The organism is Acuticoccus kandeliae, assembly GCF_003073115.1.
Genome location: NZ_QBBV01000005.1, coordinates 197,052 through 223,252, shown reverse-complemented (window position 1 = coordinate 223,252; position 26,201 = coordinate 197,052). Strand labels below are relative to the sequence as shown.

The following is a 26,201-nucleotide window of genomic DNA, read 5'->3' as shown; positions in this document are numbered from 1 at the left end:
GGAGGGCGGCGCGCGCTGATATTTTGCACAACAATGGCATAAAGACATGACCAATGCGCCACAAAATCAGGCTTGTGTTGCACTATTGAATCCATAAAGTACGAAACCGCTGCGGCTGCCGAGCTGCCGCCTGATTGCTCAACTGCCAGGAGGGCACGTGGCCCAGTCCGACCTCGCCGACATGATCAAGGCTGTCCCGCAGGGGGCCGAGAGCGCGTTTCCGTCCGTCGAGTATGACTCGCGGCTGGCGGCACTGCGCGCCGCGATGGCCGCGCGCGAGATCGACCTGGTGATCGTGTCCGGTCCGGAAAACGTCTTTTATCTCAGCGGCCAGCAGACGCCCGGATATTACACGTTCCAGGCACTGTGCATCCCGGCCGAGGATGCGCCCTTCATCGTCCTGCGCGGTCTGGAGGTGATGAACGCCCGCCTCAACACGTTCATCGACGATATTGAGGGCTATGCGGACGACGTGCCCCCGCCGGTCGCCGTCGCCGACGTTTTGAAGGCGCGCGGCTGGGCCGGCAAGCGTGTGGCCATCGACAAAGGAGCCTGGTTCCTCACCGTCAACGCGTACGCCATGCTCGAAGAGCGGTTCGGTCCGATGATGGACGCGTCCGGGCTCGTCGAGTCGCTGCGCCGGGTCAAATCACCCCGTGAAATCGACCAGCTGATCGCGGCCGCCGCCGCCAACGACAAGGGCATGGAGGCCGGCCTTTCCGCCACCCGCGTCGGTGCCAGCGAAAACGACGTCGCCGCCGCCATTATGGGGGCGTCGATCGCGGCGGGGTCGGAATATGTCGGCATGGCGCCGTTCGTCACGTCCGGCCCGCGGGCCGGCGTGCCGCACACCACCTGGCGCCGCCGCACCATCGAAGCGGGCGATGTGGTCATCCTGGAATCGGCCGCCGCCTACAATCGCTACCACGCCGCCTTGTTCCGCACCGTCTTTCTGGGCGACGTTCCGGCCGATGCCCGCGCCATGTACGAGGTGTGCGAGGAGGCCTACGACGCCGCCCTCGGCTGCATGATCCCCGGAAAGACATGCGCGGACGTGCACAACGCCGCCCAGGCCGTGATCGACGCTCATGGCCAGACGGCGGGCTATCGCAAGCGCTCAGGCTATTCGATCGGCATCTCGTTCGCGCCCGACTGGGGTGAGGGCAACATCCTGTCGCTGTTCCGCGGCGTCGACGTCCCGCTCGAGCCGGGCATGGCGTTCCACATCCCGATCTCGCTGCGGGCGTACAACCGCTTCACCGTTGCCGTCAGCGACACCGTGCTGATCACCGACGGAGCGCCACGGCCTTTGTCCGCTCTACCCCGCGGCGTTCACGTCGCCTGAGACGTCTCGCACCAACGCCCCTCAGCCCCGCTTCAACGCCGCGCCGTAGTCCACCGGGGTCGCGTGCCAGCCTGCGGCGCGCTTGTCCCAGAACGCGTCCTTCAGGCGGGTCGTGATGGGGCCGGGGCGGTCGTTGCCGAGGATGCGGCCGTCGATGCGGGAGACGGGCATGATGCCGCCCGCCGTCGTCGAGGTGAAGATCTCGTCCGCGTCTCGCAGTTCGGCCGCCGGGACGGCGCGGACCTCGCACGCGATGCCGAGATCGGCGCACAATTCGATCACCGACCGGCGCGTGATGCCGTCGAGGCCGCCGCGCGCCGGCGTCGCGACGACACCGTCGGTGATCGAGAACACGTTGAAGCCCGGTCCCTCGGTGACGTTGCCGTCGATGTCGAGGAGGACGGCGGTGTCGGCGCCCTTGTCCGCCGCCTCGAAGAGACCGGCGGTGAGGTCGCCCCAATGGAAATTCTTGACGCGCGGCTCGAAGGATTCAGGCGGGATCCGGAGCGCCTGCGCGATGATGAGATGCTTGCCGCGCGTCATCTGGTCGGGCGAGGCGATCGAGATCCAGGGGACCGCGTAGCACGAGAGATAGTTGCGCGCGTTCATCGGATGACGCGGCAGGCCGGGCTTCGGCACGCCGCGAAGGCAATCCATCGCGACATAGGCCGAGGTGAGGCCCGCCGTCGCGACGAGGGTGTTGAGGATCGCGCGGATCTCCTCGTCCGTCTCGGGCGGGGAGAGGCGCAGCGCGTTCATCGAGGCGCGGAAGCGGGCGATGTGATCGTCGAGGCGGAAGAAACTGCCCTCCCACACGCCGACGACGTCGTAGGTGACGTCGGACCGGCGATAGCCGAAATCGGTGACCGGGATGCGCGCCTCGCCGACCGGCATGAAGGCGCCGTCGAGATAGGCGGCGCCCGCTTCGTAGCCCGCGACGGGGGAGGGGGCGGTGGTGTCGGTGTCGAGAATGGTCATCGCTCAGCCTCTCGCGCGCAGTGCGGCGGTCGCGCCTTCATCGATCGCCGGAAAGCCGGCCGCGTCGGTCACGATGGCGACCCGGTAGACATCGCGCGCCCGCTCCGCCGTCACGAGCCCGGCGGCGACATCGGTGAGGACCCGGACCGCATCGCGCGTCTCGGGCCGCCCGTAACCGCCGCCGCCGCACGAGTAGGATAGCACGGTCTCGCCCGGCGAAAGCTTCACCGCATGGCAGGCGGGGAGCTTTTCGAGCGTGCCGTCGGTGCGCCGCTTGTACTGGTCGGCGAGCGCCCCCGCGCCACCGCCGGCAGCGCCGGCGGCGGGATTGATCGTGCCGTCGGAGGTGTAGATCAGCGTCATCTCGCAGCCGTCGATGGGGCCGAACTCGGCCTCCATCGCGGGCGCGCCGCGGAAGGCGCCCGGCCCCTCGCTGTCGGGGACGAGCTGGCGGCCGTTGACGAAGAGCGGGTGGTGCAGCTCGTCCACCTCCACGCTGTCCTGACGGCAGAGGCCCGCATTGCCGGTGTGGATGAGGGTCAGGAACCCGTCCGTCGTCGGCGTGCCGGGGCCACCGGTGATCCCGAGGAAGATCTGGTTGACGAACGCCTCGCCGCTTCCGGGATGCTTGCCGGAGATGACGCCCATCGCGGGCGGCATGATCGGGCCGCCTTCGCCCATGCCGAAGCCCGGCGCGATCTCCGCGATGCCGCGCTGCACGGGGTTCGACACACGGTCGGCAAGGTTCGTGGTCGCCACCGAGCAGGAGGCCGGATGGCGCGGAATGCCGACCGCGCAATTCTCGCGCAGCTTGATGTCGATGCGGCGGAAGCTGCCGGAATTGACCGGCACCGAGTGGTCCTTGATGGCATTGTAGATGCCGATCATCGCCGCCGTGCTCGCGGTGCCCTCGGTGAGGTTGAGGCCACACGGCTGGCAATCGACATTGTCGGTGAGGTCGACCTCGATCCGCGCCGCGTCGGCGTCGATTTTGATCGAGACGTTCACCGGAATGCCGTCCGGGACGCCCGGAAACGGGTCGTGGCCCGAGTGGACGGTCGCCGCGCCGGTCGCGAGGCGCCTGATCGCCTGGATCATCTTCTCTTCGGAATAGTCGAACCAGCTCTCGGCATAATCCTCGAGCGCGTCCCAGCCGAACTCCTCGCCGAGCGCCAGAAGCTCGCGCTCGCCGATGCGCACGGCCGCGAGCGTCGCCAGATAGTCGCCCCACCATTGTTCGGACACGCGGATGCGCGCCCGGCACATGCGGATGAGGTCCTGATTGTCCCGGTAGCCGGACTGGATCTTGGCCGCCGAGAAGATCAGCGCGCCCTCTTCGTAGACGTCCGAGACGTCGCCCATATAGGTCGTCGGCTTGGAGTTGCCGCAGTCGGCCTGATGCGCCTTCGCGAGGACGAAGAAGCGCGGGGTGCCGCCCTCGTCGACGACGGGCACGATGAGGCAGTGGTCGGCCGCGTGCGAATTGCCCTCGTAGGGGCTGTTGTGGATGTAGCAGTCGCCCGCCTTCAGCGTCGGATGGTGGCGGCGGACGGCCTGGCACATGAGGTCGGGGCCGAGGAGGGTGTGGATCGGCAGGCTCTCCGCTGTCGCAAGGAGGCGGCAGTCGGCCGTCAGCACCACGCACGAAAAGTCGTGCGCGGTGTTGAGGACGCCGGATCGCGCGGTGCGGAAGAGCGTGTTCTGCATCTTCCGGGCGATGCCCTCCATCCGGTTGGAGAGGAGCGCCATCTTCACGCCGCTCGAAGCGGTGGACCGCTCCATGGTGAGCTTGGCGACGGTCTGGATGTTCATCATGCGGCTCCCGTCTTCTCGGCTGAAAGGCGCGCGCGGGTCTCGCCCGTCGCGGCGGCGTCGATCGTCAGCGAATCGTCGGCGCGGCTGCCGGTGACGACGACGCCGTAGACCTCGCGGGCGCGCTCGGGGCTGATCCAGCCGTCCTTCACGTCGGCGAGGACGCGCTCGGCCGCGCGCTTCAGCGGCGAGCCGTAGCCGCCGCCGCCGGCCGAGTAGGAGACGATCGTCTCGCCCGGAAGGAGCGCGGCGCCGTAGCAGGGCGGCAAGGTGGTGAGCGAGCCGTCCTTCTCCGCTTTCAAGGCGCGGGAGGGGGCGCCGGGGCCGCCACCCTGCGCGCCGAGGGCGACATTCTTCGAGCCGTCGGCGGTGTAGAGCACCTTCATGGTGCAGTCCTCGATGGGGCCGAACTCGGCCCGGATCGAGGGGGCGCCGCGGAAGGTGCCGGCCCCTTCGGTGTCCACCTGCATCTCGCGGCCGGCGACGTAGAGCGGGTGGTGCAGCTCGTCGACCTCGATGCTGTCGATGTGGCACATGCCGGCATTGCCGGCGTGGATGATGAAGAGGAACCCGTCCGTCACGGGGGTGCCCGCCCCGCCGGTGACGCCGATATGGACCTGGTTCACGAAGGGCTCGTTCTCGTGGCGCGGGTCGCGTCCGGAGATGACGCCCATGCCGGGCGGCATGATCGGCCCGGTCTCGGCCATCCCGAAGCCCGGTGCGATCTCCGCGATCGCCCGCTGCACGGGGTTCGACACGCGGTCGGCAAGGTTGGTCGTCGCCACCGAGCAGGAGGCCGGATGGCGCGGGATGCCGACGCAGCAATTTTCGCGGAGGCGAATTTCCACGCGGCGGAAGCTGCCCGCGTTCACCGGGACCGTGTGATCGATGAGCCCGTTGAAGATCGCGACCATCGCCGCCGAGGAGGATGTCCCCTCCGTGAGGTTGAGGCCGGTCGGCGTGCAATCCGGGTTGCGGGTAAGGTCGACGCGGATCATCGCGCCTTCGGAATCGATCTCGACATCGGCCGTGATCGGGATGCCCTCCGGGACGCCCGGAAAGGGATCGTGCGCCGTGTAGACGGTGCGCTTGCCGGACGGCAGGCGCGCGATGGCGTCGACCATCTTCTTCTCGGAATAGTCGAACCAGTCCTCGGCGTAGTCCTCGAGCGCCTCCCAGCCGACCTCGCCGCCGAGGGCGAGAAGCTCGCGCTCGCCGATGCGGACCGCGCCGAGCGTCGCGAGATAGTCGCCCCACCACTGCTCCGACACGCGAATGCGCGCGCGGCACATGCGGATGAGATCCTCGTTGTCCTTGTAGTCGGACTGGATCTTGGCGGCGGAGAAGATCAGCGCGCCCTCTTCGTAGACGTCGGCGACGTCGGCGACATAGGTCGTCGGCTTGGCGTTGCCGCAATCGGCCTGGTGGGCCTTGGCGAGGACGAAGAAGCGCAGCGTTCCCCCCGCATCGATGACGGGGACGATGAGGCAATGGTCCGCCGCGTGCGAGTTGCCCTCATAGGGGCTGTTGTGCAGGAAGCAGTCCCCGGCCTTGAGGTCGGGGTGATAGCGCTTGACGGTGCGGCACATGATGTCCGGCCCCGTCAGCGTGTGGCTCGGCAGGCTCTCCGCCGCGGCGAGGAGCCGGCAGTCCGGCGTCAGGATCACGCACGAGAAGTCGTGCGCGGTGTTGAGGATGCCCGAGCGGGCGGTGCGGAAGAGCGTGTTCTGCATCTTCCGCGCGATGCTCTCGAACCGGCTCGAAAGGATCGCGGTGCGCACACCATCGGCGCGCGGCGCGGAGATCTGTTTTTCCATGCCCCGGCCTCAGAAGGTGATGCGCAGGCCGCCACCTTCGGTGCGGCGGGCGTTGGTGTTGGGATCGACGACGACGGTGGTGAAGGAGGATTCGATGATCGCGGGGCCTGCGACCTCCCGGTCGGCGCTCATCGTCTCGAAGCGGATCACCTCCGCGTCGGTCCATCCGGTCTCGCTGAAATAGACCTTGCGGTTGGTGAGCGTGCCGCCCGGCGCTTCCGGCGGGAGCTTGCCGGTCCCGCCTTCGCGGATGACGCAGTTCACCTTCGCGCGCCACGTGACGAACTCGATGTCGCTCTCGTCGTCGGTGATCTCGAAGATCTGGCGGTGCGTGGCGTGGAAGGCGGCGCACAGCGCGTCAAGATCGGCCTGGTTCTCGATACGGGCCATCGCCATCGGCGTCTCGATCTCCCAGATCTGGTGCATGTAGCGCGCTTCGACCGAGAAGGTGATCGTGTTGCGCAGCGCATCGGAGCCGGGGCCGGCGGCGAAGGCCTTGCAGCGCTCCTCCAGCGAGGCGAGCACCGCGTTGACGGCGTCGAAGTCGAACTTGCGATCCGTCGTGTAGAGCATCTGCGCATAGTCGGACGAGATGTCGGACATCAGCGCGCCGGCGGCCGAGAGGACGGAGCCCGCCTCCGGGATGAGGACGCCCGCGCAGCCGAGGCGGCGCCCGACCGCGACGGCGTTGAGGCCCGCCGCGCCGCCGCCGCCCATGAGGATGGCGGTCGAGGGATCGATGCCCTGGTTGACGGTGATCTCGTCGATCGCGCCGACCATCTTTTCCGTGGCGAGGGTGAGGACGGAGGCGGCCGCCTCCTCGACGGTGAGCCCGAGCGGGTCGGCGATCTTCGCCTTCAGGACATCGCGCGCCGCCTCGCGGTCGAGCACCATCGTGCCGCCGAGGAAGAAGTCCGGGTCGATATAGCCGAGGATGATGGAGCAGTCCGTGACCGTCGGCTCCGTGCCGCCCTTGCCGTAGGAGACGGGGCCGGGCGTCGAGCCCGCCGATTGCGGACCGACGCGCAGGAGGCCGCCGCCATCGACCCAGGCGATCGAGCCGCCGCCCGCCCCGATCGACTTCACGTCGACGGAGGGGAAGCCCGTCATGTGGCCACGGAAGGGCTGGCCGATCCAGGTCTCGCGCGTCCACGGGATCCGCCCGTCGCGTACGAGGGAGACGTCGTAGGTCGTTCCGCCGGTGTCGGCGACGATGGCGGGGCGGCCGTCGAAGTCGCGGTCGGAATAGAAGCGGCCGGCGACGGGGGCCATCGCGGGGCCGGAATTGATCGAGTGGATCGGGGCGCGGGCGACGATCGAGGCGTCCATGATGCCACCGCCCGACGTCACCATCAGCGTGCGGCCGTTGAAGCCGGCTTCGCCGAGGCGCCGGGTGAGGCTGTCGAGATAGTCGAACATCAAGGGCTTCAGCGAGGCGTCGATGACGGTCGCGGAGGCCCGGCGATATTCGCGCAGCGTCGGGTTCAGCGAGTGGGAGAGGCTGACGGGGACGCCCGGCAGATGCTCGGCGAGGAGCTCGCCGACGCGCTTCTCGTGCACGGGGTTCACGATCGACCACAGGAGGCAGACGCCGACGGCCTCCACCTTCATCGCCTTCAGCTTCTCGACGATCTCGAGGACGGCCGCCTCGTCGAGCGCCTCGCGCACGGTGCCGTTCGCCATGATGCGCTCGGGCACCTCGAAGGTGAGGCGGCGCGGGACATAGGGTTCGGGGAAGGGGACGGTGAAGTTGAAGGGCTCCGTCCGCCCGCCCTCGCGGATCACGAGGATGTCCGGGTGCCCCTTCGTCGTCAGGAAAGCGGTCTTGGCGGTGTTGCCGGTGAGGATCGCATTGATGGCACGCGTCGTCCCGTGAATGAACGCGTCGGCACGCCCGAGGAAGGTCGACAGGTCCTCGCCCGCGTGGTTCGCGGCGAGACGCAGCGCATCGAGCACGCCGCGGACCGGATCGTCCGGGGTGGTCGAGGCTTTGAAGAGGCGGATCGTATCGCCCTCTTCGACAACGAGATCAGTGAAGGTGCCGCCGGTATCGCAAGCCAGACGCATCGACGTCCTCTCCTTTGTGGGGCGGTTCGGATATAGTGATCACACTTTTCCGCTTTGGCGCGCCGTATGCAAGGGAGGTGCCATGAAATAGTCTGTGACGGACCGAACCTGGCTAGGTATTGACCGAGATGAACTCAAGGATAATTCGCCTAGAAGAGCGCGCGCGGGCGCCGATCGCGCGGGGGATCGACCTCGTCGCCGACACCGTGGCGACCACCATCGGCCCGTGCGGGCGCGCCGTCCTGTCGGGCCGCCCGAACCGGGTGCCGGAGTGGATCTCGGGCGGATACGCGATCGCGAAGGCGCTGGAGGACGACGCGCCCGGCAAACGCTCCGGCATCGTCGCCATGCGCGAGCTCGCCTGGCGGACCGCGCAGACGGTCGGGGACGGCACGGCGACCGCAATCCTCATCGCCCGCGCACTTCTGCGGAACGGTGAGAAGGCAATCCTCGCAGGCCACGCGCCGACGGAATTGCGGCGCGAGATGGAGCGGGAGGCGCGGGCCGTGATCGACGCGCTGCTCGCCGCCGCCGAGCCCGCGGAAGCGGCGGATTTTCTGGCGATCGCGACGCGCGCGGCGGGTGGCGACGCGGCCCTCGGCGCCCTCATCGCGGAGGCGGCGGCGACGGCGGGGCCGAACGGCGCGGTCACCATCGCCCGCGCGCTGACGGAGCGCGACGAGAGCGTTCACGAGCCCGGCATGCACTTCGAGACGAGCTGGGCGAGCCCTCATCTCGCGACCGATCCGGGGGCGCGCGAAAGCGTCGTCGAGGCGCCTCTGGTGCTCCTCTATGGCGGGATCATCGAGACCTTTTCGTCGCTCGCGCGCGTCCTCGAGATGATCGCGGGGGCGGGCAAGAGCCTCCTCATCGTCGCCGACGCTTACGGCGACGAGGCCATCGGCACGCTCGTCCAGAACCGGAAGGCCGGCCTCGCGGTCGCCGCCGCGCGCGCGCCCGGCGCGGGGCTCTGGAAGGCCCGCTATCTGGAGGATATCGCGGCGGCGACCGGCGCGTCGGTGATCGCGCCCCACCTCGGGACGACGCTCGAAGGGCTGCGCCCGTCGATGCTCGGGCGGGCGGGCCGCGCACGGGTGACGGCGCGCGGCCTCACCATCATCGAGGGCGGGGGAGAGCCCGCTGCGGCGGCCCGCTACGCCGAGGGCCTGCGGCTCACGATGGAGGCGGAAACGTCCCTCTCCCTTGACCGGGAGAAACACGCCGAGCGGCTCGCCCGCTTCACCGGCGGGATCGTCGAGGTGCGCATCGGCGGACGCGACAAGCGTGAGCAGGATGCGCGAAAAGCCCAGGCGGAGCGGGCGCTTTCCGCGGTCCGGGCAGCGCGCCGGGAGGGCATCGCGCCCGGCGGGGCGGCCGCCTATATCCGCGCCGCGCACGCGGGCGGGAGCGGCGACGCGTCGGATGCCGCCGCGCTCGCGCGCCGCGTCCTCGCCGGCGCGCTCGCCGCGCCGACGGCCGCCATCGCGGCGAATGCCGGGCTCGATGGCCGGGCCGTCGCGCGCTCCCTCGCGGAGGCGCCGCGCGACCTCGCCTTCGATGTCGAGCAGCGGTGCATGGCGCCCGCGCGCACCCTTGCGGAGCCGGTCGCCGTCCTGACCGCGGCCCTCCGCGGCGCCACCTCGACGGCGACCACCCTCATGGGAGTCGCCGCCTCGATCTCGATGTACTCCGAATGACGGCGCCACCTCGATGTTATTGTGGCGATTCTGCGCCGAACTTTGGCATTTTGACTAGGCGAAAGGCGCGTTGCCTAAGCGAGCAGACTCGACTGCGTACAAATTCATCTCGACAAACGCCGCTTATTACTTTGACAGTGGTGTCGAGCCGTGCACTCATTTTGTGATCACAAAACGGCTCATGAGCCGCGCCAAGGCGTGGCTCGGGTGACTGCGACACGACACGGGGAATGAGATGACGACATCGCCTCCTGCCGCGCCGATCCTCGAGATCATCGATGCCGTGCACGTGTATGATAAAGTCGTCGCTCTCGACGGCGTCAGCATTACAGCCGTCCAGGGCGAATTCCTGACGATCCTGGGCGAAAGCGGCTCAGGCAAGACAACGCTTCTGCGCATCATCTCGGGCCTCGAGACACCTTATAGTGTGCGCGTGCTTCGCCTCGGCGGCGTCGACGTGCGCGACACCCCGGCCTTCAAGCGCAATTGCACCACCGTCTTCCAGAATTACGCTCTGTTCCCGCACATGAGCGTCGGCGAGAATGTCGCCTACGGGCTGAAGGTGCGGGGCACGCCGCCCGGCGACCGGCAGAAGCGTGCGCGCGAGGCGCTGCGCCTCGTCCAGCTCGACGACATGTACGACCGCCGCGTCCACCAGCTCTCCGGTGGCCAGCGCCAGCGCGTCGCGCTCGCCCGCGCGCTCGTCCCCCAGCCGGACATCCTCCTCCTCGACGAGCCGCTCGGCGCGCTCGACGAGCGCCTCCGCGTCGACATGCAGGTCGAGCTCATGAGCCTGCAGAAGACTCTCGGCACCACCTTCGTCTACATCACGCACAGCCAGGAGGAGGCGCTCACCATGAGCGACCGCATCCTCCTCATGCGCCACGGCAAGATCGAGCAGACCGGCACGCCGACGGACATCTTCGACCGTCCCGTCTCCGCCTTCGCGGCGCGCTTCATGGGCGTCGACAATTGCTTCGAGGGCGATCTCATCTCCCTCGACGGGGAGCGCGCCGAGGTGCTGGTCGGCGAGGAGCGCCTCGCGGGCCGCTGGTCCGGCAAGCGCAAGCCGAAGGCGGGGGAGAGGGTCGCGATCGGCATGCGCGCCGAATGGCTGACGCTCGCCGATGCCGCGCCGGAGCGGGACGACATCAACGTCCTCCCGTGCCGCGGCGACGGCGCGATCTACAAGGGAAAATATCTCGACCGAACCGTGGACACCGGTGTCGCGCCGATGAAGGCGCGCATCTGGGACGTCGCCTCCGCCGTCCCGGACCCGTCCTTCGTCTGGTGGAAGAAGGACGACTGCATCGTCATGAACGCCTGAGCGTACAGGCCGCCTCCCGCTCCCAACCCCCCTGGAGAACCGCATGACCGACGATACGAAGAACGCCAACGGCCTGTCTCGCCGCGATTTTCTCGGCTCCACGCTCAGCGTCGGGGCCATGGGGCTCGCCGCCTCGATGATGCCGGGCATGGATCAGGCCGCCTGGGCCGCGTCCAACGAGGTCTCCCTGTACGGCGTCACCACCGCGCAGCTCAAAGACTGGTCGAGAATGACGAACTCGATCGGCCTCAAGATGAACTACACGCCCACCAACGCGGACATCGGCATCTTCATGCGCGATGTCATGGGCAACAATCTGGGCGAAACCCAGGATGTGTTCATCTTCGACGGCGGTTCCGAGGATCTTCTCGGTCCGGAAGGGTTCTACGCGGAGATCGTGGAGGATCACCCGGAGCTGACGCTGTGGGAGCGCACGCCGGACGCCTGGAAGCGCGCCAACTTCCTGCGCGCCGACGACAAGCAATACGGCGTCCCGGTCATCGGCAACGGCGACGCGTTCGGCTATTTCCCCGAGATCATCGGCGCCTCGCCCGACGGCATGGACGAGATCCCCTGGACCGTCTTCTTCGAGGGCGAGGACGTGCGCGGCCGCGTCGCGATCGACCGGAGCTGGCTCCAGTCCATGGCGGAGACCGCGAACTTCCTGAAGCACCATGGCCGCCTCGACGTCGAGGACCCGGCCGACCTTCCGCCCGAAGCCGCGCGTACGGTCGCGGACTATCTCGTGGAGCGCAAGCAGGCCGGTCAGTTCCGCACGATCTTCACCGCGTTCGAGGAGCAGGTGCAGCTCTTCTCCAACCGCGAAGCGGACATGATCAACTGCTGGGAACCGGCGGTGAAGGAGGCGAACAACGCCCTCGGCCCGAACACGGTGATCTACGCCTTCACCGTCGAGGGCTACTACCTCTGGGGCCACGGTGCGCACGTCGCCTCGGCCGCCATGGAGCGGGACAACGTCGACAACATCTACAAGATGCTGAACTACTTCCTCGGCGGCGAATACCGTGCCTGGCAGGCGAAGGAACGCGGCTATGCCGGTCCGAACATGGATCTCGGCGTGAAATATGCCGAGGAGAACGGCTGGTCCGAAGAGGACATCGCCAACCTCAAGTGGACCGAGGAAAAGGTCGCCCGCAAATTCCAGAAGCCCTTCGCCTGCAAGGTCGTGCCGGAGAATGCCGGCGTGATGGAAGAGGAGTGGCAGCGCTTCCTCAACGCCTGATCCGCGTGAGCGGGCGGCGCGTGCCGCCCGCACCCGACGCCTCCACGCGGGCGCTCGCCGCCCGCGTCTCGCCAAGGACCATCACAAGGGGTTCCGGATGACACTTGCTGCCGAGACGGCGAAGCCGACGCGACGACCCTTCCTGCTGCGCTGGATCGATGGCCTGAAGCCGTCATCGATGGTGGTGCCGACATTCCTGGTGGCGTGGTCGCTCCTCGTGCTCCTGCCGCTCCTGGTGATCGTCGTCTTCAGCTTCTTCTCGGTGAAATACTACAAGGTCGTCTACACCCCGACGCTCGAGACCTGGGAATCGCTGATCAACTCGGGCCGGTGGCTGGCGGCCGTGCGCACACTGCGCATCGCCGTCACGATGACGATCATCGAGCTCCTTCTCGCCTTCCCCTTCGCGCTGTGGCTCGCCAAGGGGTGCCGCTCGAAATATGTGAAGGCGGCGATCATCACGCTCCTGACGATCCCCTTCTTCCTCGACGCCTCCTCCCGCATCATCGTGTGGCGATCGATCCTCGGCGCGAACGGGGCGGTCAACTCCCTCCTCATGTGGCTCGGCGTGATCGACACGCCGATCGAGTGGCTCCTCTACTCGGAGTTCGCCGTCCATTTCGGCCTGCTCGGCACGCACTTCCCGACGATGGTGTTTCCGATCTTCCTGTCCTGCTCGCTGATCGACGACGACTATATCGCCGCGAGCCAGGACCTCGGTGCCCGCCCGTCTCAGACGCTCCTCACCGTCATCATCCCGCTCGCGCTGCCCGGCATCGTCGCCGGCATCGTGTTCACGCTGGTGCCGCTGATGGCCGCCTTCGTCGAGCCGCAGCTCCTCGGCGGCGGGTTCGTCGATCTCCTCGGCAACTCGGTGAACTCGGCGCTGCAGCAGCTCAAATATCCGACGGCCGCGGCGCTCTCGACCTTCGTCGTCGTGCTCCTCGGCATCAGCCTCGCGATCCTCATCCTGGTCCTCCGAAAACGGGCGGACATCTCGGCGATGTTCGTCGCCATGAAACGCTGATCGGGAGGGCGCCTGATGTCATCCGTCGCATTCGACCGGGCAGGCGAGACGAACAGCGAGCGCGCGGCGGCCCTCCCGGCACACGCCCCGCATCGCCGGGCCCCCGGCCGCTCCGGCCTCTGGCCGACGATCGCCAAGGCCTGCGGGCTCTTCGCGCTCGCGATGATCTACACCCCGCTGATCTTCCTCGCGGTGATGAGCTTCACCCCGAACCCGCTCTCCGGCGTGCCCTATCCCCTCACGGTCGAGCACTATGCCGCGCTCGCCGGGGACGAGCGCTGGATGGGGCCGATGCGCACGAGCCTCATCATGAGCGCGCTCGTCGCGCTCACCTGCATGGTGCTCGCGACGGTGGTCGGGCGGGCGCTGACGCGGATGCGCAGTCCGGGCGCGCCGCTCCTCCTCACCCTCATCCCGCTCTTCGTGCCGGGCCTGACGATGGGGGCGGCGCTCTTCATCTTCCTGCGCTCGATCCTCGGGCTGACGCTCGGGCTCTGGTCGATCTATCTCGCCCAGCTCATCTGGGCGCTGCCCTTCTGCCTCCTCCTCGTCCTCGTCGTCGCGAGCCGGTTCGATCTCAACCTTCTGGAAGCGGCCGAGGACCTCGGCGCATCGCCCTGGCGGCGCTTCTTCGACATCGAGCTGCCGATCCTGAAGCCCGGCATCTTCGGCGCGGGCATCTTCGGCTTCCTGCTCTCGTTCAACGAGCTCCCGCGCTCGCTCTTCGTGCGCGGCATCGACACGACCATGCCGATCTACAACTGGGCGATGGCCGCCTCGCAGCAGTCACAGGTGCCGATCATCTTCTCGCTGACGACGCTCCTCCTCGCGATCACTTTGCCCGTCATGGGCGCCTTCTTCTGGGTCTTGTTCGTAAAGCTCGACAAGTCCTGACCCTTCCTTGGCGGCGACCCGCTTCGCCGCCAAACAGCGCAGAAAGAAACGACAATGCTCGACCTCGAGAACGGTCTCCCCGGAGCGAACTACTCGCTGGAGGAAATGGACCGGAACACGATCTTCCATCCGCTGACCTCGATCTCCGCCCACATGAAGGCCGGCCCCACCATCATGCGCTCCGCCAAGGGGGCGCGGATCGTCAGCGCGGACGGGACCGAGTTCGTCGACTGCTCGGGCGGGCTCTGGTGCGTCAATATCGGCTTCGGCCGTGAGGAGATCGCCGCGGCGGCCGCCCAGGCGATGACGGACCTCAACTACTGGCACCTTTTCGGCTCGTCCTCGAACGAGGCGACCATCCGCCTGTCGAGCCGCGTCCTGACGCTCTTGCGCGAGGAGGCCGGCGTCGCCAACGCCGCGCGCGTCTTCTACGGAACGTCCGGCTCGGACGCCAACGACACGAACTACAAGCTCGTGCGCTATTATTCGACGCTGCGCGGCAAGCCGGAGAAGAAGAAGATCATCTCCCGCACCGGCGGTTATCACGGCCTCACGGCCGCGGCGTCCTCGCTGACGGGCATCCCCGCCTATCACAAGGCGTGGAACCTGCCGGCGGCCGATGTCGTCTACACCGAGTGCCCGCATTTCTACCGCTTCGCTCATGACGGGGAGGACGAAGCGGCCTTCTGCGACCGCATGATCGCCAACCTCGAAGCCATCATCGCGCGCGAGGGGGCGGACACGATCGGCGGCTTCATCGCCGAGCCGATCATGGGCACCGGCGGCGTCCTCATCCCGCCGAAGGACTATTTCGCCCGCGTGCAGGAGGTGCTCGACCGCCACGACATCCTCTTCATCGCCGACGAGGTGATCACCGGCTTCGGGCGGACCGGCCACTGGTTCGGCTCCGGACTCTATGGCCTCAAGCCGGACCTCATCACCCTCGCGAAGGGGATCACGAGCGCCTACTTCCCGATGTCCGCCTCGGTCGTGTCTGAGCGCATGTGGGACGTCTTCTCCGAGGCTTCGGACGAGTACGGCCCGGTCATGCACGGCTTCACCTATTCGGGTCATCCGGTGGGCGCGGCCGTCGCGATGGCCAATCTCGACATCATGGAGAATGAAGGCCTCGTCCAGAATTCGGCCGAGTCCGGTGCCTATCTCCTCGCCGCCCTCAAGGCGAAGGTCGGCGACCATCCCTATGTGGGCGACGTGCGCGGCGAGGGGCTGATGATCGGCGTCGAGTTCGTCGCCGACAAGGCGCGGCGGCGCCCGTTCCACCCGTCGGCCGCGGCGCACCGCCTGGTGGCGGCGAAGGCGAACGCGCAAGGATTGATGGTGCGTGCGCTGCCCTTCATCGAGGTCGTGTCCTTCTCGCCCGCGCTCACCATCTCGAAGGCGGAGTGCGATCTCGCCGTCGAGCGGTTCGCGGCCGGGCTCGACGACGCGACCCCCGAACTCGCACGGCTCGCCGCACATTGACGGGAGCGGGCGCCGGCGACGGCGCCCATTCGAGGTCACGCCATCGTGCCGCGGATCATGCTAGATTGGGCCGACTTAAGGTCGTACGCCGCGTCCCTCCGGATGTCCCATCCGGAGGCGGCCGCGCGATGGAGAATGGTTGATTTTGGCGGATACCACGGCGGACGCGACGCTCGAAGGCGCGTCCACGCTCGGCGAGCAGATCTATGCCGAGCTCGAAAAGGACATCATCACGGGTCGGTGGCCGCCGGAGGTGCGCCAGAGCCTGCGCAAGATCGCGACCCGTCTCAACACGTCGATCCAACCCGTGCGGGAGGCCGTCGGAAAGCTGCTCGCGGCCAGCGCGCTGGAGTTGACGCCGGGCCGTGCGGTGCGCGTCCCGCGCCTCGACAGGGCGCAGGCGGACGAGCTCTGGTCCTTGCGCTTCCTCCTGGAGGGGGAGGCGGCCGCACGCTTCGCCGCCCGCAAGGTGCCGGAGGAGGCGAAGCTCCTCTACGCGCACAACGCGGCGCTCGGCGAACGCTATCGCCAGTCCGATGTCGGCGAGATCATGCAGCAGATGATGGCGTGGAATCTCGACCTCGCGATCGGGGCGCAGGCGCCGATGCTGTTCAACATGATCCTCGGCCTGCGCCTGCGCTACGCGCCGTTCATCGCCGAGTCGCTGGCGCTCGCACCGCCGGACGAGCCGAGCTTCCTCCTCTTCACGGTCCACATCCAGGACGAGCTCGTCCACGCGATCGTCACGGGCGACGCGGACGCGGCGCGGCACCTGCGGTGCGCGGACCTGCGCTCCTTTCAACGACACCTCTATTCTCGGCGCGGCTGGAGCATCTGAGCCCCGGCGGCGCCCTTCGCGGATGCGCCACCACAAAAAGGGTCGAACGATGCGCTATCTATTGGGTATCGACGTCGGAGGAACGTTCACCGACTTCGTCGCCTATGACGGGATGCAGCAGGACGTAAAGGTCTGGAAGGTCCCGTCGACGCCGACCGACCCGATCAACGGCATCCTGGACGGCATCCACTCCACCCTGTCGCCGGACACGATCTCCTTGATCCGCCTCGGCACGACGGTCGCGACGAACGCGGTCCTGGAGCGCAAGGGCGGCACCGTCGCGTACGTGACGACGCGCGGCTTCCGCGACGTGCCGTTCATCCAGCGCGGCAACCGCAAGGCCCACTACGACATGAGCTGGGTGAAGCCGAAGCCCCTCGTGAAGCGCCGCCACTGTTTCGAGGTGACGGAGCGGATCGACGCCTACGGCCATGTCATCGTCCCGCTCGGCGAGGCGGAGGTGGCCGAAATCGCCGAGCGGATCGCGGCCGATCCCACGATCGAGGCGGTCGCCGTGTGTTTCCTCTTCTCCTACCTAGACCCGGCGCACGAGACGCGCGCGAAGGCGATCCTCGCCGAGCGGCTCGGCCCGGACATGCCGATCTCGACCTCCTTCGAGGTGCTGCCGAAATGGAAGGAATATGAGCGCGCCTCGACGACGCTCGCCGACGCCTATCTGAAGCCGGTCGTGAGCCGCCAGCTCAGCGTCATGCGCGAGCGGCTCGACGCGGCGGGTGTCGCCGCCCCCGTCGTCGTCATCAAGTCGAATGGCGGGGAGATGACCCTCGGCGCGGCTGCCGAGGCGCCGGTCAATCTCGTGATGTCGGGGCCGACCGGCGGGGTGATCGCGAGCCGCTATCTCGCGGAGCTGACCGAGATCGACAATCTCGTGACGCTCGACATGGGCGGCACATCGACCGACGTCGCGACGGTGCTCGACCGGCAGGAGAGCTTCACCACCAATTTCGAGATCGAGTGGGGCGTCCCGATCCAGATCCCGATGCTCGACATCCGCACCATCGGCGCCGGCGGTGGCTCGATCGCCTGGATCGACAAAGGCGGCATGCTGCGCGTCGGACCGCACAGCGCCGGGGCGCGTCCGGGCCCGGCCTCATACGGCTTCGGCGGCACGGACGCGACGGTGACGGACGCCAACGTCGTCCTCGGCCGGATCGACCCGGACAACTTCCTCAACGGGACAATGAAGCTCGACAAGGCGGCCGCCGAGCGCGCCGTCGCCGCCGTCGCCGAGGCGATCGGCCAGTCGCTGGAGGACGCCGCGCTCGCGATCGTCCAGATCGCCAACAACAACATGGTCTCGGCGCTGCGCTCCGTCCTCATCGAGCGCGGTCTCGACCCGCGCGACTTCACGCTCGCGACCTTCGGCGGCGCCGGTCCGCCCCATGCGGCCGAATTGATGGGCGAGATCGGCATCCCGCGCGCGATCGTCCCGCCGCATCCCGGCCAGTTCTCCGCCTACGGCTTCATCGTCACCAATGCGCGCGTCGACCGCCAGCGCACGACGCAGCTCACGAGCCGCCGCTTCGACGCCGCCCGCGCCTCGCAGATCCTCGAAGACCTCGTCGCCGACGCGGTGGGCGAGTTGAAGGCGCAGGACTTCACCGAGAATCTCGTCGTCTATCGCGCGCTCGCGATGCGTTATCTCGGCCAGAATTATGAACTCGAACTCTCCGTCGAGCCCGCCGACCTCTCGCCCGAGCGGGCGAGCGCGCTGTGGGCCTCGTTCCACAAGGCGCACGAGGCACGGTTCGGCTTCGCCATTCCGGGGGAGACGATCGAGATCGTGAACTACCTCGCGACGGTCGTCTCCATCGGCGACAAGCCGGCGTTCCCGACGCTCGCCGAGGCGGACGGGCCGCCCGAGCCGGTCGGCCGCCGCTCGATCGTGTTCGCCTCCGGCCGCGAGGACGCGCCCGTCTATCGGCGCGAGTCGCTCCTCGCCGGACAGACGATCGCGGGGCCCGCGATCATCGAGGAGGCGGCATCCGTCACCATCGTCGCGCCCGGTCAGCATCTCGATGTCGACCGGTTCGGCTCGCTCCACATCGCTGCTCAAACGAACGCCTGAGGTCGCACCATGCGCTTTTCGGATAACGGCTTTTACGTCGAGAAGTATGTGAAGTGCGCGAACTGCGGGCTTCTCGTCTACGGCCCCGGCATCCAGGCCGAGGGGAACCGGGATGTCTACTGCTCGTCCTGGTGCGTCGACTGGGCGGCGCTGAAGGCGAAGGGTGATCCGGCGCCCCGCCTCCCCATCGTCCCGCCGCGCCTGCCGATTGAGGAGGCGATGGCGTCGCGCGCCACCGAGCGGCCGCCGGCGGACCCGGTGATGATGAACATCCTCGATTCCACGATGGTCTCGATCTGCCGGGAGATGGGCATCCTCCTCATGAAGACGTCCTACTCGACGATCTTCAACGAGGGGCTCGACTTCACCTGCGCGCTCGCGGACGCGAAGGGCGACATGATCGCCTGCGCCGAGTTCTGCCCGACGATGATCGGCGGCATGCCGATCCTCATCAAGACGTGCGCGCAGGAGATCGACTTCTCGACCCTCGAGCCCGGCGACGTGATCGTCCACAACGACCCCTATCGCGGCGGGCTCCATTGCCCCGAGCACACCTTCTTCAAGCCCATCTTCGCCGACGGCACGCTCCTCGGCTTCGCGGTCTGCATCGGCCATATCGCCGAGATCGGCGGCATGGTGCCGGGTGCGTTCTGCGGCGAGGCGACGGAGATCTTTCACGAGGGGCTGCGCGTCCCGCCGGTGAAGATCCGCAAGGCGGGCAAGGACGTGGAAGAGGTGTGGAAGCTCCTCCTCGCCAACTGTCGCACTCCGCGCCAGAATTACGGGGACCTGATGGCGATGATCGGCTCGGTCGATCTCGGCGTCGACCGTGTGCGACAGGTCGTCGGGAAATACGGGGCGGACGTGTTCCGCAACACCTGCGAAGACCTGATGGATTATTCGGAGCGCCGGATGCGCGCCGAGCTCGAAGCCTTCCCCGACGGGGTCTACAGCTTCGAGGACGTGATCGAGAATGACGGGATCGAGCGAAAGCCCTACACCGTCGCGATCGACCTCCACATCCAGGGCGACGAGGTGGTCGCCGACTACCGGCGCAGCTCACCCCAGGCCCGCGGCCCGGTGAACGCGACGCTCGGGGTCGCGACGGGCGCGGTCTATAACGGGATCCTGCACGTGACGGACCCGTCCATCCCCAAGAATTCCGGCTGCTTCCGCCCGATCCGCGTCGTCTCCCCGCCGGGGCGCGTCGTGAATGTCGACTATCCGGGCCCGCTCGTCGCCGGCAACACGGAAACCCATCCGCGCCTCGCCAACATCGTGATCGGCGCGATGAGCCGGTGCGTGCCGACGCGGGCGATGGCCTCCGAGAGCTGCACCGGCACCAACTTCGTCTTCGGCGGCGAGCACCCCGACTATGACGAATATTTCGCCTGCTACGACATCATGTCGGGCGGCTGGGGCGGCCGGCACGAGCACGACGGCAACGATTGCGTGATCGCCATCAACGGCAATTGCCGCTTCAACCCCACCGAAGTGTTCGAGACACGCTTCCCGCTCCGGGTCGACACCTTCGAGATGATCCCGGATTCAGGTGGCGCCGGGCGCTGGCGCGGCGGCCTTGGCTTCCGCCGCGAGCTTGTGGTGACGCAGGTCCCGATTACCGCGAGCCAGTGCAGCGACCGCCACGAGGTGAAGCCCTTCGCCCTCTTCGGCGGTGCGGAGGGCGGCAATGGCGGCACGCTGGTGAAGAAGGCCGGCGCCGACGATTGGAGCACGGTGTGCGATCTCTACGGCAAGATGTCGTCGAGCAAGTACGCGAACGTGCGCTTCGACCCCGGCGACCGCGTGCTCCTGTGGACGCCGGGCGGCGGCGGCTACGGCGACCCGTCTGACCGCGACCCCGACGCGATCGCCGAGGACGTCGCGGAGGGCTACGTCACCCCCGAGGCCGCGCACCAGCTCTACGGGTGGGGCGAGAAGGGCTGAACCCGCGAAAGGGGCTCAGGGTAAGCCGAGAGATCCAAAGGGCGGGCGCGCCGAGGCGCGCGCCCCGTCCCCGTCACCAGCCGAGCGCGTAGGATTCCTGGCGCGGGTCCGCGCCTCCGTGGAGGAGGCCGGTGTCGGGGTCGATATAGATCGCGCAGACCGAGCCGAGCCGCCAGAACCAGTCCGGCCACCAGTAGAGGGTGTGGCCGCGGGCGGCGAGGGGGGCGGCGATCGCGTCGCCGAGCCGGGCCTCGAGGTTCAGCCGGCCGGGGAAATAGTGGTTCGGCGCGAACGAGTTGGGGAAGCTCTGGCTCATGAAGCGGGGCGCTTCGGTCGCGCTCTGCACGTCCATCCCGAAGACGAACATGTTGAGGATCACCTGGAGCATCGCCTGCGCCTGCGCGTCGCCGCCGGGCGTGCCGAGCGGCATGATCGGCCGTCCATTGCGGAAGAGGATCGCGGGATTGGGCGTGAGGCGCGGGCGCTTGCCGGGCGCGACGGAGGCCGGGTGACGCGGGTCGCCGCGCGACTGGCTGCCGCGCGAGGACGGCACCATCCCGGTGCCCGGCACCGCGACGCCGTCCCAGCTGGAATCGCTGGGCGTCGCGGAGAAGACATTGCCGTGCCGGTCCACCACGCACGCATAGGACGTGTCGCCGCCCGACTCATCGCCCGGCGGCGTGCGGTAGGGCGCGGCCATCGGCGCGGGGAGCGGCGAGGCGACGGGGTCCGGCAGCGGATCGGGGGTGCGCGGCCCGGCGTTCGCGGGATCGCCCGCCGGGGGCATAGCCGGCCAGGCCTTCTCCGGGTCGAAGAGACCCATGCGGGCCTCCGCGTAGGCCTTCGAGAGAAGTCCCTCGATGGGCACGTCCACGAAGCGCGGGTCGCCATAGTGGCGCTCGCGGTCGGCGAAGGCGAGCTTGATCACCTCGGTGAGGAGGTGGATGTAGTCGGGGCTGTTGTGGCCGAGGGCGGCGAGGTCGCGCCCGTCGAGCATGTTGAGCATCTGCCCCAGCACCGGCCCCTGGCACCACGGCCCGCAGGAGACCACGTCGAGATCGCCGAAGGATGAGCGCACCGGCGGCTCGTGGCCGACGCGGAACCCGGCCATGTCCTCCATCGTCATGAAGCCGCCATTGGCCTCATGGAACGCGACGATGGTGCGGGCGATGTCGCCTTCGTAGAAGGCCTTGCGCGCGGCGGCGAGGCCGGCCTCGCGCCCGCCGGCGGCCGCCTCCTCGTCCGCCATGTACTGGAGCGAGCGGCCGAGATCGGCCTGCACGAAGAGCTCGCCGGGCTTCGGGATCGCCCCGCCCGGCATGTAGATCTCGGTGTTGGAGGGGAAGCGGCGGTAGCTCGCCTCGTATTCATGCAGCCGTTCGGTGAGGAAGGCGAAGGCGGGGAAGCCGTCACGCGCAAGGCGGATCGCGTAGGCGGCGACGTCGCCGAAGCGCATCGTGCCGTAGCGCTCCAGCGCGGTGATCCAGGCGTCCGGCGCGCCGGGGACGACGGTGCGCAGGATCCCCTCGGGGATCGCGCCGCCGTGCTCACGCTCGAAATATTCCGCCGTCGCCGCCTTCGGCCAGGTGCCGAGGCCGCTGATCGACACGGTCTCGCCGGTCTCGGCGAGGTAGATCAGGATCGGGGCGACGCCGGCGATGTTGACGACGTCGGGCTGCACCACGGCGAGTGCCATGATCGACGCGACGCCCGCGTCCACCGCGTTGCCCCCGGCCTCCAGGATCGAGAAGCCCGCCTGCGCCGCGTGGTGGTGGCCGGCCGACACCATGTGGGTGCGGCCGTAGATGATCGGGCGGTGGCGGGAGCGGACGCTGCCGGCGCTGGGCATGGGATTATCCTTGGTCAGTCGTGGCGGGGGCGGTGGCGCGTGCCGATCTCTGCCCCACGCCGAGGACGCGCGCCGCAACGATGACGACCGCCCCGAGGAGAAGCACGGCGCACACCGGCCGCGTCAGGAACATTTCGAGGCTCGCATCGGGCAGCATCAGCGAGGACCGTAGGTTCCGCTCAACGATGGGGCCGATGATCAGCGCCATCGCGAGCGGCAGGATCGGGAAGCCGCCCTTGTTCATCAGGTAGCCGAGGAGGCCGAAGATGATCGAGATCCAGAAATAGTAGATGTGCCCGTAGCCGATCGAGGCGCCGGTGATCGACAGCACCGCCACCACCGGCAGGAGGAAGCGCAGCGGGATCAGCGCTGCCTTGGCGACGAAGCGCGCCATCAGGAGGCCCACCGGCAGGATGATGATGTTCGCGAAGATCAGCGTGATGAAGATCAGCGAGATGATGTCGGGATGCTCGCGGAAGAGGGCTGGGCCGACGGCGAGGCCCTGGATCGACATCGCGCCGAGGATGAGGAGGGTGTTGGTGTCGCCCGGAATGCCGAAGGAGAGCATCGGCACCAGCGCGCCGCCCGTGACCGCGTTGTTGGCCGACTCGCTGGCGGCGATCCCCTCCGGCGCGCCCTTGCCGAAGCGCTCCGGCGTCTTCGAGGAGCGCTTCGCCTCCGCGTAGGACATGTAGGAGGCGGCGAGCGCGCCGATCCCCGGCAGGATGCCGATGAGGCAGCCGATCACCCCGCCCTTGCCGATCGTCGGCCAGAGGCGCGGCAGGAGGTTCAGTGCGGTGCGCAGCCCGCTCACCGATTTCTGCACCAGCGGCCGGCCCGTCTCCTGCTCCACCATGCGGAAGGCTTCGGCAACGCAGAAGAGGCCGATGATCGCGGGGATCTCCGGAATGCCGATGGTGATCTCGCTGATGCCGAAGGTGAAGCGCGGGTGCATCGCGGTCGGGTCGATGCCGATGGTGGCGATGAGGAAGCCGAGGCAGACGGAGATGAAGCCCTTCAGCACCGAATTGCCCGAGAGCGAGAACACCACCGCCGCCGCGAAGAGGCCGAGCGCCATATATTCCGGCGCGCCGAAATAGATGACGAGCCGCGCGAGCTGCGTCGACAGGAGGATGAGGACGACGCAGGAGAGAATCCCGCCAAGCGTGGAGGAGAGGGTGGCGATCGCGATCGCGGTGCCGCCCTCGCCCTTGCGCGTCATCGGATAACCGTCGAGCGCGGTGACGACGGAGGTCGGCGAGCCCGGCAGGTTGAGGAGAATGGCGGTGATCGCGCCGCCATAGAGGCCGCCACAATAGACGCCGAGAAGGAGGATCAGCGCCGCCTCCTGCCCCATCGTGAAGGTGAGGGGGACGAGGAGGCCGATCGCCATCGTGGACGTGAGCCCCGGCGCGGCGCCCGCGAGCGTCCCGCCGAACACGGCGAGGATCAGGAGGAGAAAATTGAGCGGATTGGCGAGCGTGAGGAGGGCGTCGAGCATGGTTCGCTCTCGTCAGCCGAACAGGCGGTCGATGAGAAGGCCGGTCGGCACGACCGCTTCCAGCATGTAGACGAAGAAGCCGTAGACGATCGCGGTCAGCGCGACGGTGAAGAGGATGATCTCCAGGAAGCGCGCCTTGAGGAGGAGCATCAGCACCACCGTCAACAGCGCGGTGGAGAGGGTGAAGCCGAGATAGATGATCGCCAGTGGATAGAGGACGCAGGCGAAGATGATCTGCGCCGACTTGCGCTCGATCACCGGGCCGGTCGGCCGCGCCGGCCCGCGCCCGGCAAGGCGCATCAGGAGGAGGACGAGCGAGCCGCCGCCAGCGCACGCGGCCATGATCTGCGGCCAGAGCGCGCCGCCGCCCGGATCGGCCCGCATGTGCGGGAACGAGAACGCCTCGACGAAAAAGACGAGGCTGATCGCGACGACGAGCGTCGCGATCAGCGCTTCGGAGAGAGGGATGCGCAAGAGGCTTCGGCTCACTTGATGAGCTCGATCGCCCGCTCCATGTCGCTCTGCATGCGCGCGATATGCTGCGCGTAGGCTTCCGAATCCATGTTCAGCACCGAGAGGCCCTGCTTCTCGAGCGCGGCGGCGAACTCCGGATCGCTGCGGATCTCGGCGGCGGCGGCCTCGAGCTTCGCCTTGGCCTCGTCCGGGATGCCGGCCGGAGCGCCGACGCCATAGGGATGCTGCCAGATCACGTCGTAGCCGAGCTCGGCAAGGGTCGGCACGTCGGGATAGTCCGGGTGACGCTCGGCGGACATGTAGCCGAGATATTTGAGCTTGCCCTCTTCGACATAGGGGGCGGTCGCCTTCACCCAGGTCACCGCTGCGTCGACATTGCCGCCCATGAGGTTCACGGCCTGCTGCGCGGAGCCTTCGAAGGCGACGGCGCGCGTCTCGATCCCGGCCGCCTCGTCGAAGAGGACGAGCGGCTGGTGGAAGACGCCGCCGATATCGGTGGTGGCGACGGCGATCGTGCCGGGCGCGTCCTTCGCGGCGGCGATCAGGTCGTCGAGCGTCTCGTAGGGCGAGTCGGCGCCCACCACGATCATCGGCGACTGGTAGGCGAAGCCCGCGATGATGTCGAAGTCCGACACGGCGATCGGGGCAAGGCCCATCGGCTCGAATTTCGGCAGGTCGCCCTGGATGGTGACGAGCGTGTAGCCGTCGGCCTTGGCGCTCTTGGCGGCCGTGTAGCCGATGCCGCCACCGCCGCCGGTGATGTTCTTGACGATGATATCCTCACCGAGAACCGTCTCCAGCCGGTCGGTGAAGGTGCGCGTCGCGGTGTCGGCGCCGCCGCCCGCACGCCACATGACGATCCAGTCGACCGCCTTTTCGGGATAGGACGTCTGGGCATGCGCGGCGGGGGCGGCGATGGCCAGCGACGCCGCGAGCGCGACGGCGGACAGAAGACGGGACGTTTGCATGGGCGATGCTCCTTTTCGGCGGCGCGACGGCTGGGCCATGCTCGGGTGCCCGTTCGGCGCTCGAACAATCGGTTGCGCAGGCAGGGGACGCGTGTTGCAGAAGGAAGTTTGCATCTGCGACAAAATTTTTCCAATAGTAAAAATTGTGCATTTTGAAAAAACGGTGAGCACATGACGAAGCCTTCCCCGATCGCCACCAGGCCTGCCGAGCGTCGCGGTCGGGATGGGGCCGCGCGCCTCGGTCCGATCGTGCGCAACCTCAGGCGGCGCGCGGGGATGACGCTGCAGCAGGCGAGCGAGACGACGGGGTTGGCGCCATCGACGCTGTCCAAGATCGAGCGCGGCCAGATCTCGCCGACCTACGACAACCTGCTCAACCTCGCCGAAGGGCTCGGCGTCAGCGTCAACGAGCTGTTCGCGCCGAGCGGGACGGCGCCGGGGACGGGCCGGCGGACCATCACCCGCAGCGGCGCCGGCGTGAACTACGAGACGGATTATTACGACTACGAGCTCCTGTGCACGGAGCTGTCCAACAAGTGCTTCACAACGCTGAAGGCGCGCCTCAAATGCCGGACCAAAGAGGAGTTCGCCCGACTGATCACCCACCGCGGCGAGGAGTATGTCTACGTCCTCTCCGGCGAGGTTGACCTGCACACCGAGCACTATGAGGCGCTACGGCTGCATGAGGGGGACTCGTGCTACTTCAACAGCAGCATGGGCCATGCGCTGTGCTCCGTCGGCCCGCAGGACGCGACGATCCTCTGGATCACCTCGGCCGCGGGGATCGACCGGGAGCTGCCCATCCTCTGACCTGATGCGGGCATGGCCGGCCACCGTTCGGCCCTG

General features: G+C 68.1%; 19 protein-coding genes. 11 read left to right on the top strand and 8 right to left on the bottom strand.

What is annotated here, in order from left to right:
* Nucleotides 1–157 precede the first annotated feature (157 nt).
* The gene (locus tag DBV35_RS27810) at nt 158–1,345 is read left to right on the top strand and encodes a M24 family metallopeptidase (protein WP_205648912.1); all 1,188 of its coding nucleotides are present in this window, start codon (nt 158–160) and stop codon (nt 1,343–1,345) included.
* Between the two features lie 21 nt (nt 1,346–1,366).
* Here DBV35_RS27810 and DBV35_RS27805 read toward each other — a convergent pair whose 3' ends face one another.
* The 4 genes from DBV35_RS27805 to DBV35_RS27790 are packed head-to-tail and all read right to left on the bottom strand — an operon-like array spanning nt 1,367 to nt 8,019.
* The gene (locus DBV35_RS27805) at nt 1,367–2,323 is read right to left on the bottom strand and encodes an aminotransferase class IV (protein WP_108663677.1); all 957 of its coding nucleotides are present in this window, start codon (nt 2,321–2,323) and stop codon (nt 1,367–1,369) included.
* A 3-nt stretch (nt 2,324–2,326) separates the two neighbouring features.
* Nucleotides 2,327–4,135, bottom strand: a complete 1,809-nt coding sequence (locus DBV35_RS27800) for a hydantoinase B/oxoprolinase family protein (protein ID WP_205648911.1) — start codon at nt 4,133–4,135, stop codon at nt 2,327–2,329.
* Nucleotides 4,135–5,952, bottom strand: a complete 1,818-nt coding sequence (locus DBV35_RS27795; protein ID WP_108663676.1) for a hydantoinase B/oxoprolinase family protein — start codon at nt 5,950–5,952, stop codon at nt 4,135–4,137. The genes DBV35_RS27800 and DBV35_RS27795 overlap by 1 nt, the downstream gene beginning before the upstream one ends.
* 9 nt (nt 5,953–5,961) lie before the next feature.
* Nucleotides 5,962–8,019: a hydantoinase/oxoprolinase family protein gene (locus DBV35_RS27790; RefSeq protein WP_108663675.1), complete on the bottom strand. Its 2,058-nt coding sequence runs from the start codon at nt 8,017–8,019 to the stop codon at nt 5,962–5,964.
* A 128-nt stretch (nt 8,020–8,147) separates the two neighbouring features.
* On the opposite strand from DBV35_RS27790, the gene DBV35_RS27785 reads away from it, so the two are divergent.
* The 9 genes from DBV35_RS27785 (at nt 8,148) to DBV35_RS27745 (ending at nt 20,563) form a co-directional block, all read left to right on the top strand.
* Nucleotides 8,148–9,716, top strand: coding sequence for a TCP-1/cpn60 chaperonin family protein (locus tag DBV35_RS27785; RefSeq protein ID WP_157962023.1), 1,569 nt, complete (start codon nt 8,148–8,150; stop codon nt 9,714–9,716).
* A 235-nt stretch (nt 9,717–9,951) separates the two neighbouring features.
* Nucleotides 9,952–11,043, top strand: coding sequence for an ABC transporter ATP-binding protein (locus DBV35_RS27780; protein ID WP_108663673.1), 1,092 nt, complete (start codon nt 9,952–9,954; stop codon nt 11,041–11,043).
* 43 nt (nt 11,044–11,086) lie between these two features.
* Nucleotides 11,087–12,286: a type 2 periplasmic-binding domain-containing protein gene (locus DBV35_RS27775; protein ID WP_108663672.1), complete on the top strand. Its 1,200-nt coding sequence runs from the start codon at nt 11,087–11,089 to the stop codon at nt 12,284–12,286.
* Between the two features lie 97 nt (nt 12,287–12,383).
* Nucleotides 12,384–13,313, top strand: a complete 930-nt coding sequence (locus DBV35_RS27770; RefSeq protein WP_108663671.1) for an ABC transporter permease — start codon at nt 12,384–12,386, stop codon at nt 13,311–13,313.
* Between the two features lie 15 nt (nt 13,314–13,328).
* Nucleotides 13,329–14,207 carry an ABC transporter permease gene (locus DBV35_RS27765; protein ID WP_108663670.1) on the top strand — a complete coding sequence of 293 codons (879 nt, stop codon included), beginning with the start codon at nt 13,329–13,331 and terminating at the stop codon, nt 14,205–14,207.
* A 54-nt stretch (nt 14,208–14,261) separates the two neighbouring features.
* Nucleotides 14,262–15,689, top strand: a complete 1,428-nt coding sequence (locus DBV35_RS27760) for an aminotransferase (RefSeq protein WP_205648910.1) — start codon at nt 14,262–14,264, stop codon at nt 15,687–15,689.
* A 145-nt stretch (nt 15,690–15,834) separates the two neighbouring features.
* Complete coding sequence (locus tag DBV35_RS27755) at nt 15,835–16,527, top strand: GntR family transcriptional regulator (RefSeq protein ID WP_170135060.1); 693 nt, start codon at nt 15,835–15,837, stop codon at nt 16,525–16,527.
* 49 nt (nt 16,528–16,576) lie between these two features.
* Nucleotides 16,577–18,616 carry a hydantoinase/oxoprolinase family protein gene (locus tag DBV35_RS27750; RefSeq protein WP_108663668.1) on the top strand — a complete coding sequence of 680 codons (2,040 nt, stop codon included), beginning with the start codon at nt 16,577–16,579 and terminating at the stop codon, nt 18,614–18,616.
* Between the two features lie 9 nt (nt 18,617–18,625).
* Nucleotides 18,626–20,563: a hydantoinase B/oxoprolinase family protein gene (locus tag DBV35_RS27745; RefSeq protein WP_108663667.1), complete on the top strand. Its 1,938-nt coding sequence runs from the start codon at nt 18,626–18,628 to the stop codon at nt 20,561–20,563.
* A gap of 73 nt (nt 20,564–20,636) precedes the next feature.
* Here the strand turns inward: DBV35_RS27745 and DBV35_RS27740 are convergent, their stop codons facing one another.
* Genes DBV35_RS27740 through DBV35_RS27725 form a run of 4 tightly spaced genes read right to left on the bottom strand, consistent with a single transcriptional unit; the run spans nt 20,637 to nt 25,355 of the window.
* A complete protein-coding gene (locus tag DBV35_RS27740) occupies nt 20,637–22,412 on the bottom strand; it encodes a gamma-glutamyltransferase family protein (protein WP_108663666.1) in 1,776 nt (591 codons plus the stop codon).
* Between the two features lie 4 nt (nt 22,413–22,416).
* Entirely contained in the window at nt 22,417–23,913 is a 1,497-nt protein-coding gene (locus DBV35_RS27735; RefSeq protein WP_108663665.1) for a tripartite tricarboxylate transporter permease, read from the bottom strand.
* Between the two features lie 12 nt (nt 23,914–23,925).
* Nucleotides 23,926–24,402, bottom strand: a complete 477-nt coding sequence (locus DBV35_RS27730) for a tripartite tricarboxylate transporter TctB family protein (protein WP_108663664.1) — start codon at nt 24,400–24,402, stop codon at nt 23,926–23,928.
* Nucleotides 24,399–25,355 (bottom strand): tripartite tricarboxylate transporter substrate binding protein, encoded by a 957-nt coding sequence (locus DBV35_RS27725; protein ID WP_157962021.1) that lies wholly within the window; start codon nt 25,353–25,355, stop codon nt 24,399–24,401. The genes DBV35_RS27730 and DBV35_RS27725 overlap by 4 nt, the downstream gene beginning before the upstream one ends.
* A 171-nt stretch (nt 25,356–25,526) precedes the next feature.
* On the opposite strand from DBV35_RS27725, the gene DBV35_RS27720 reads away from it, so the two are divergent.
* Nucleotides 25,527–26,165: a helix-turn-helix domain-containing protein gene (locus tag DBV35_RS27720; protein WP_108663662.1), complete on the top strand. Its 639-nt coding sequence runs from the start codon at nt 25,527–25,529 to the stop codon at nt 26,163–26,165.
* The last annotated feature ends 36 nt before the right edge of the window (nt 26,166–26,201 follow it).

Coding starts and splice junctions, on each gene's coding strand:
- DBV35_RS27790 (WP_108663675.1), bottom strand. CDS start 8,019: ATGCGTCTGGCTTGCGATACCGGCGGCACCTTCACTGATCTCGTTGTC.
- DBV35_RS27750 (WP_108663668.1), top strand. CDS start 16,577: ATGCGCTATCTATTGGGTATCGACGTCGGAGGAACGTTCACCGACTTC.
- DBV35_RS27800 (WP_205648911.1), bottom strand. CDS start 4,135: ATGAACATCCAGACCGTCGCCAAGCTCACCATGGAGCGGTCCACCGCT.
- DBV35_RS27780 (WP_108663673.1), top strand. CDS start 9,952: ATGACGACATCGCCTCCTGCCGCGCCGATCCTCGAGATCATCGATGCC.
- DBV35_RS27785 (WP_157962023.1), top strand. CDS start 8,148: ATGAACTCAAGGATAATTCGCCTAGAAGAGCGCGCGCGGGCGCCGATC.
- DBV35_RS27725 (WP_157962021.1), bottom strand. CDS start 25,355: ATGCAAACGTCCCGTCTTCTGTCCGCCGTCGCGCTCGCGGCGTCGCTG.
- DBV35_RS27735 (WP_108663665.1), bottom strand. CDS start 23,913: ATGCTCGACGCCCTCCTCACGCTCGCCAATCCGCTCAATTTTCTCCTC.
- DBV35_RS27720 (WP_108663662.1), top strand. CDS start 25,527: ATGACGAAGCCTTCCCCGATCGCCACCAGGCCTGCCGAGCGTCGCGGT.
- DBV35_RS27740 (WP_108663666.1), bottom strand. CDS start 22,412: ATGCCCAGCGCCGGCAGCGTCCGCTCCCGCCACCGCCCGATCATCTAC.
- DBV35_RS27745 (WP_108663667.1), top strand. CDS start 18,626: ATGCGCTTTTCGGATAACGGCTTTTACGTCGAGAAGTATGTGAAGTGC.
- DBV35_RS27760 (WP_205648910.1), top strand. CDS start 14,262: ATGCTCGACCTCGAGAACGGTCTCCCCGGAGCGAACTACTCGCTGGAG.
- DBV35_RS27805 (WP_108663677.1), bottom strand. CDS start 2,323: ATGACCATTCTCGACACCGACACCACCGCCCCCTCCCCCGTCGCGGGC.
- DBV35_RS27775 (WP_108663672.1), top strand. CDS start 11,087: ATGACCGACGATACGAAGAACGCCAACGGCCTGTCTCGCCGCGATTTT.
- DBV35_RS27795 (WP_108663676.1), bottom strand. CDS start 5,952: ATGGAAAAACAGATCTCCGCGCCGCGCGCCGATGGTGTGCGCACCGCG.
- DBV35_RS27765 (WP_108663670.1), top strand. CDS start 13,329: ATGTCATCCGTCGCATTCGACCGGGCAGGCGAGACGAACAGCGAGCGC.
- DBV35_RS27770 (WP_108663671.1), top strand. CDS start 12,384: ATGACACTTGCTGCCGAGACGGCGAAGCCGACGCGACGACCCTTCCTG.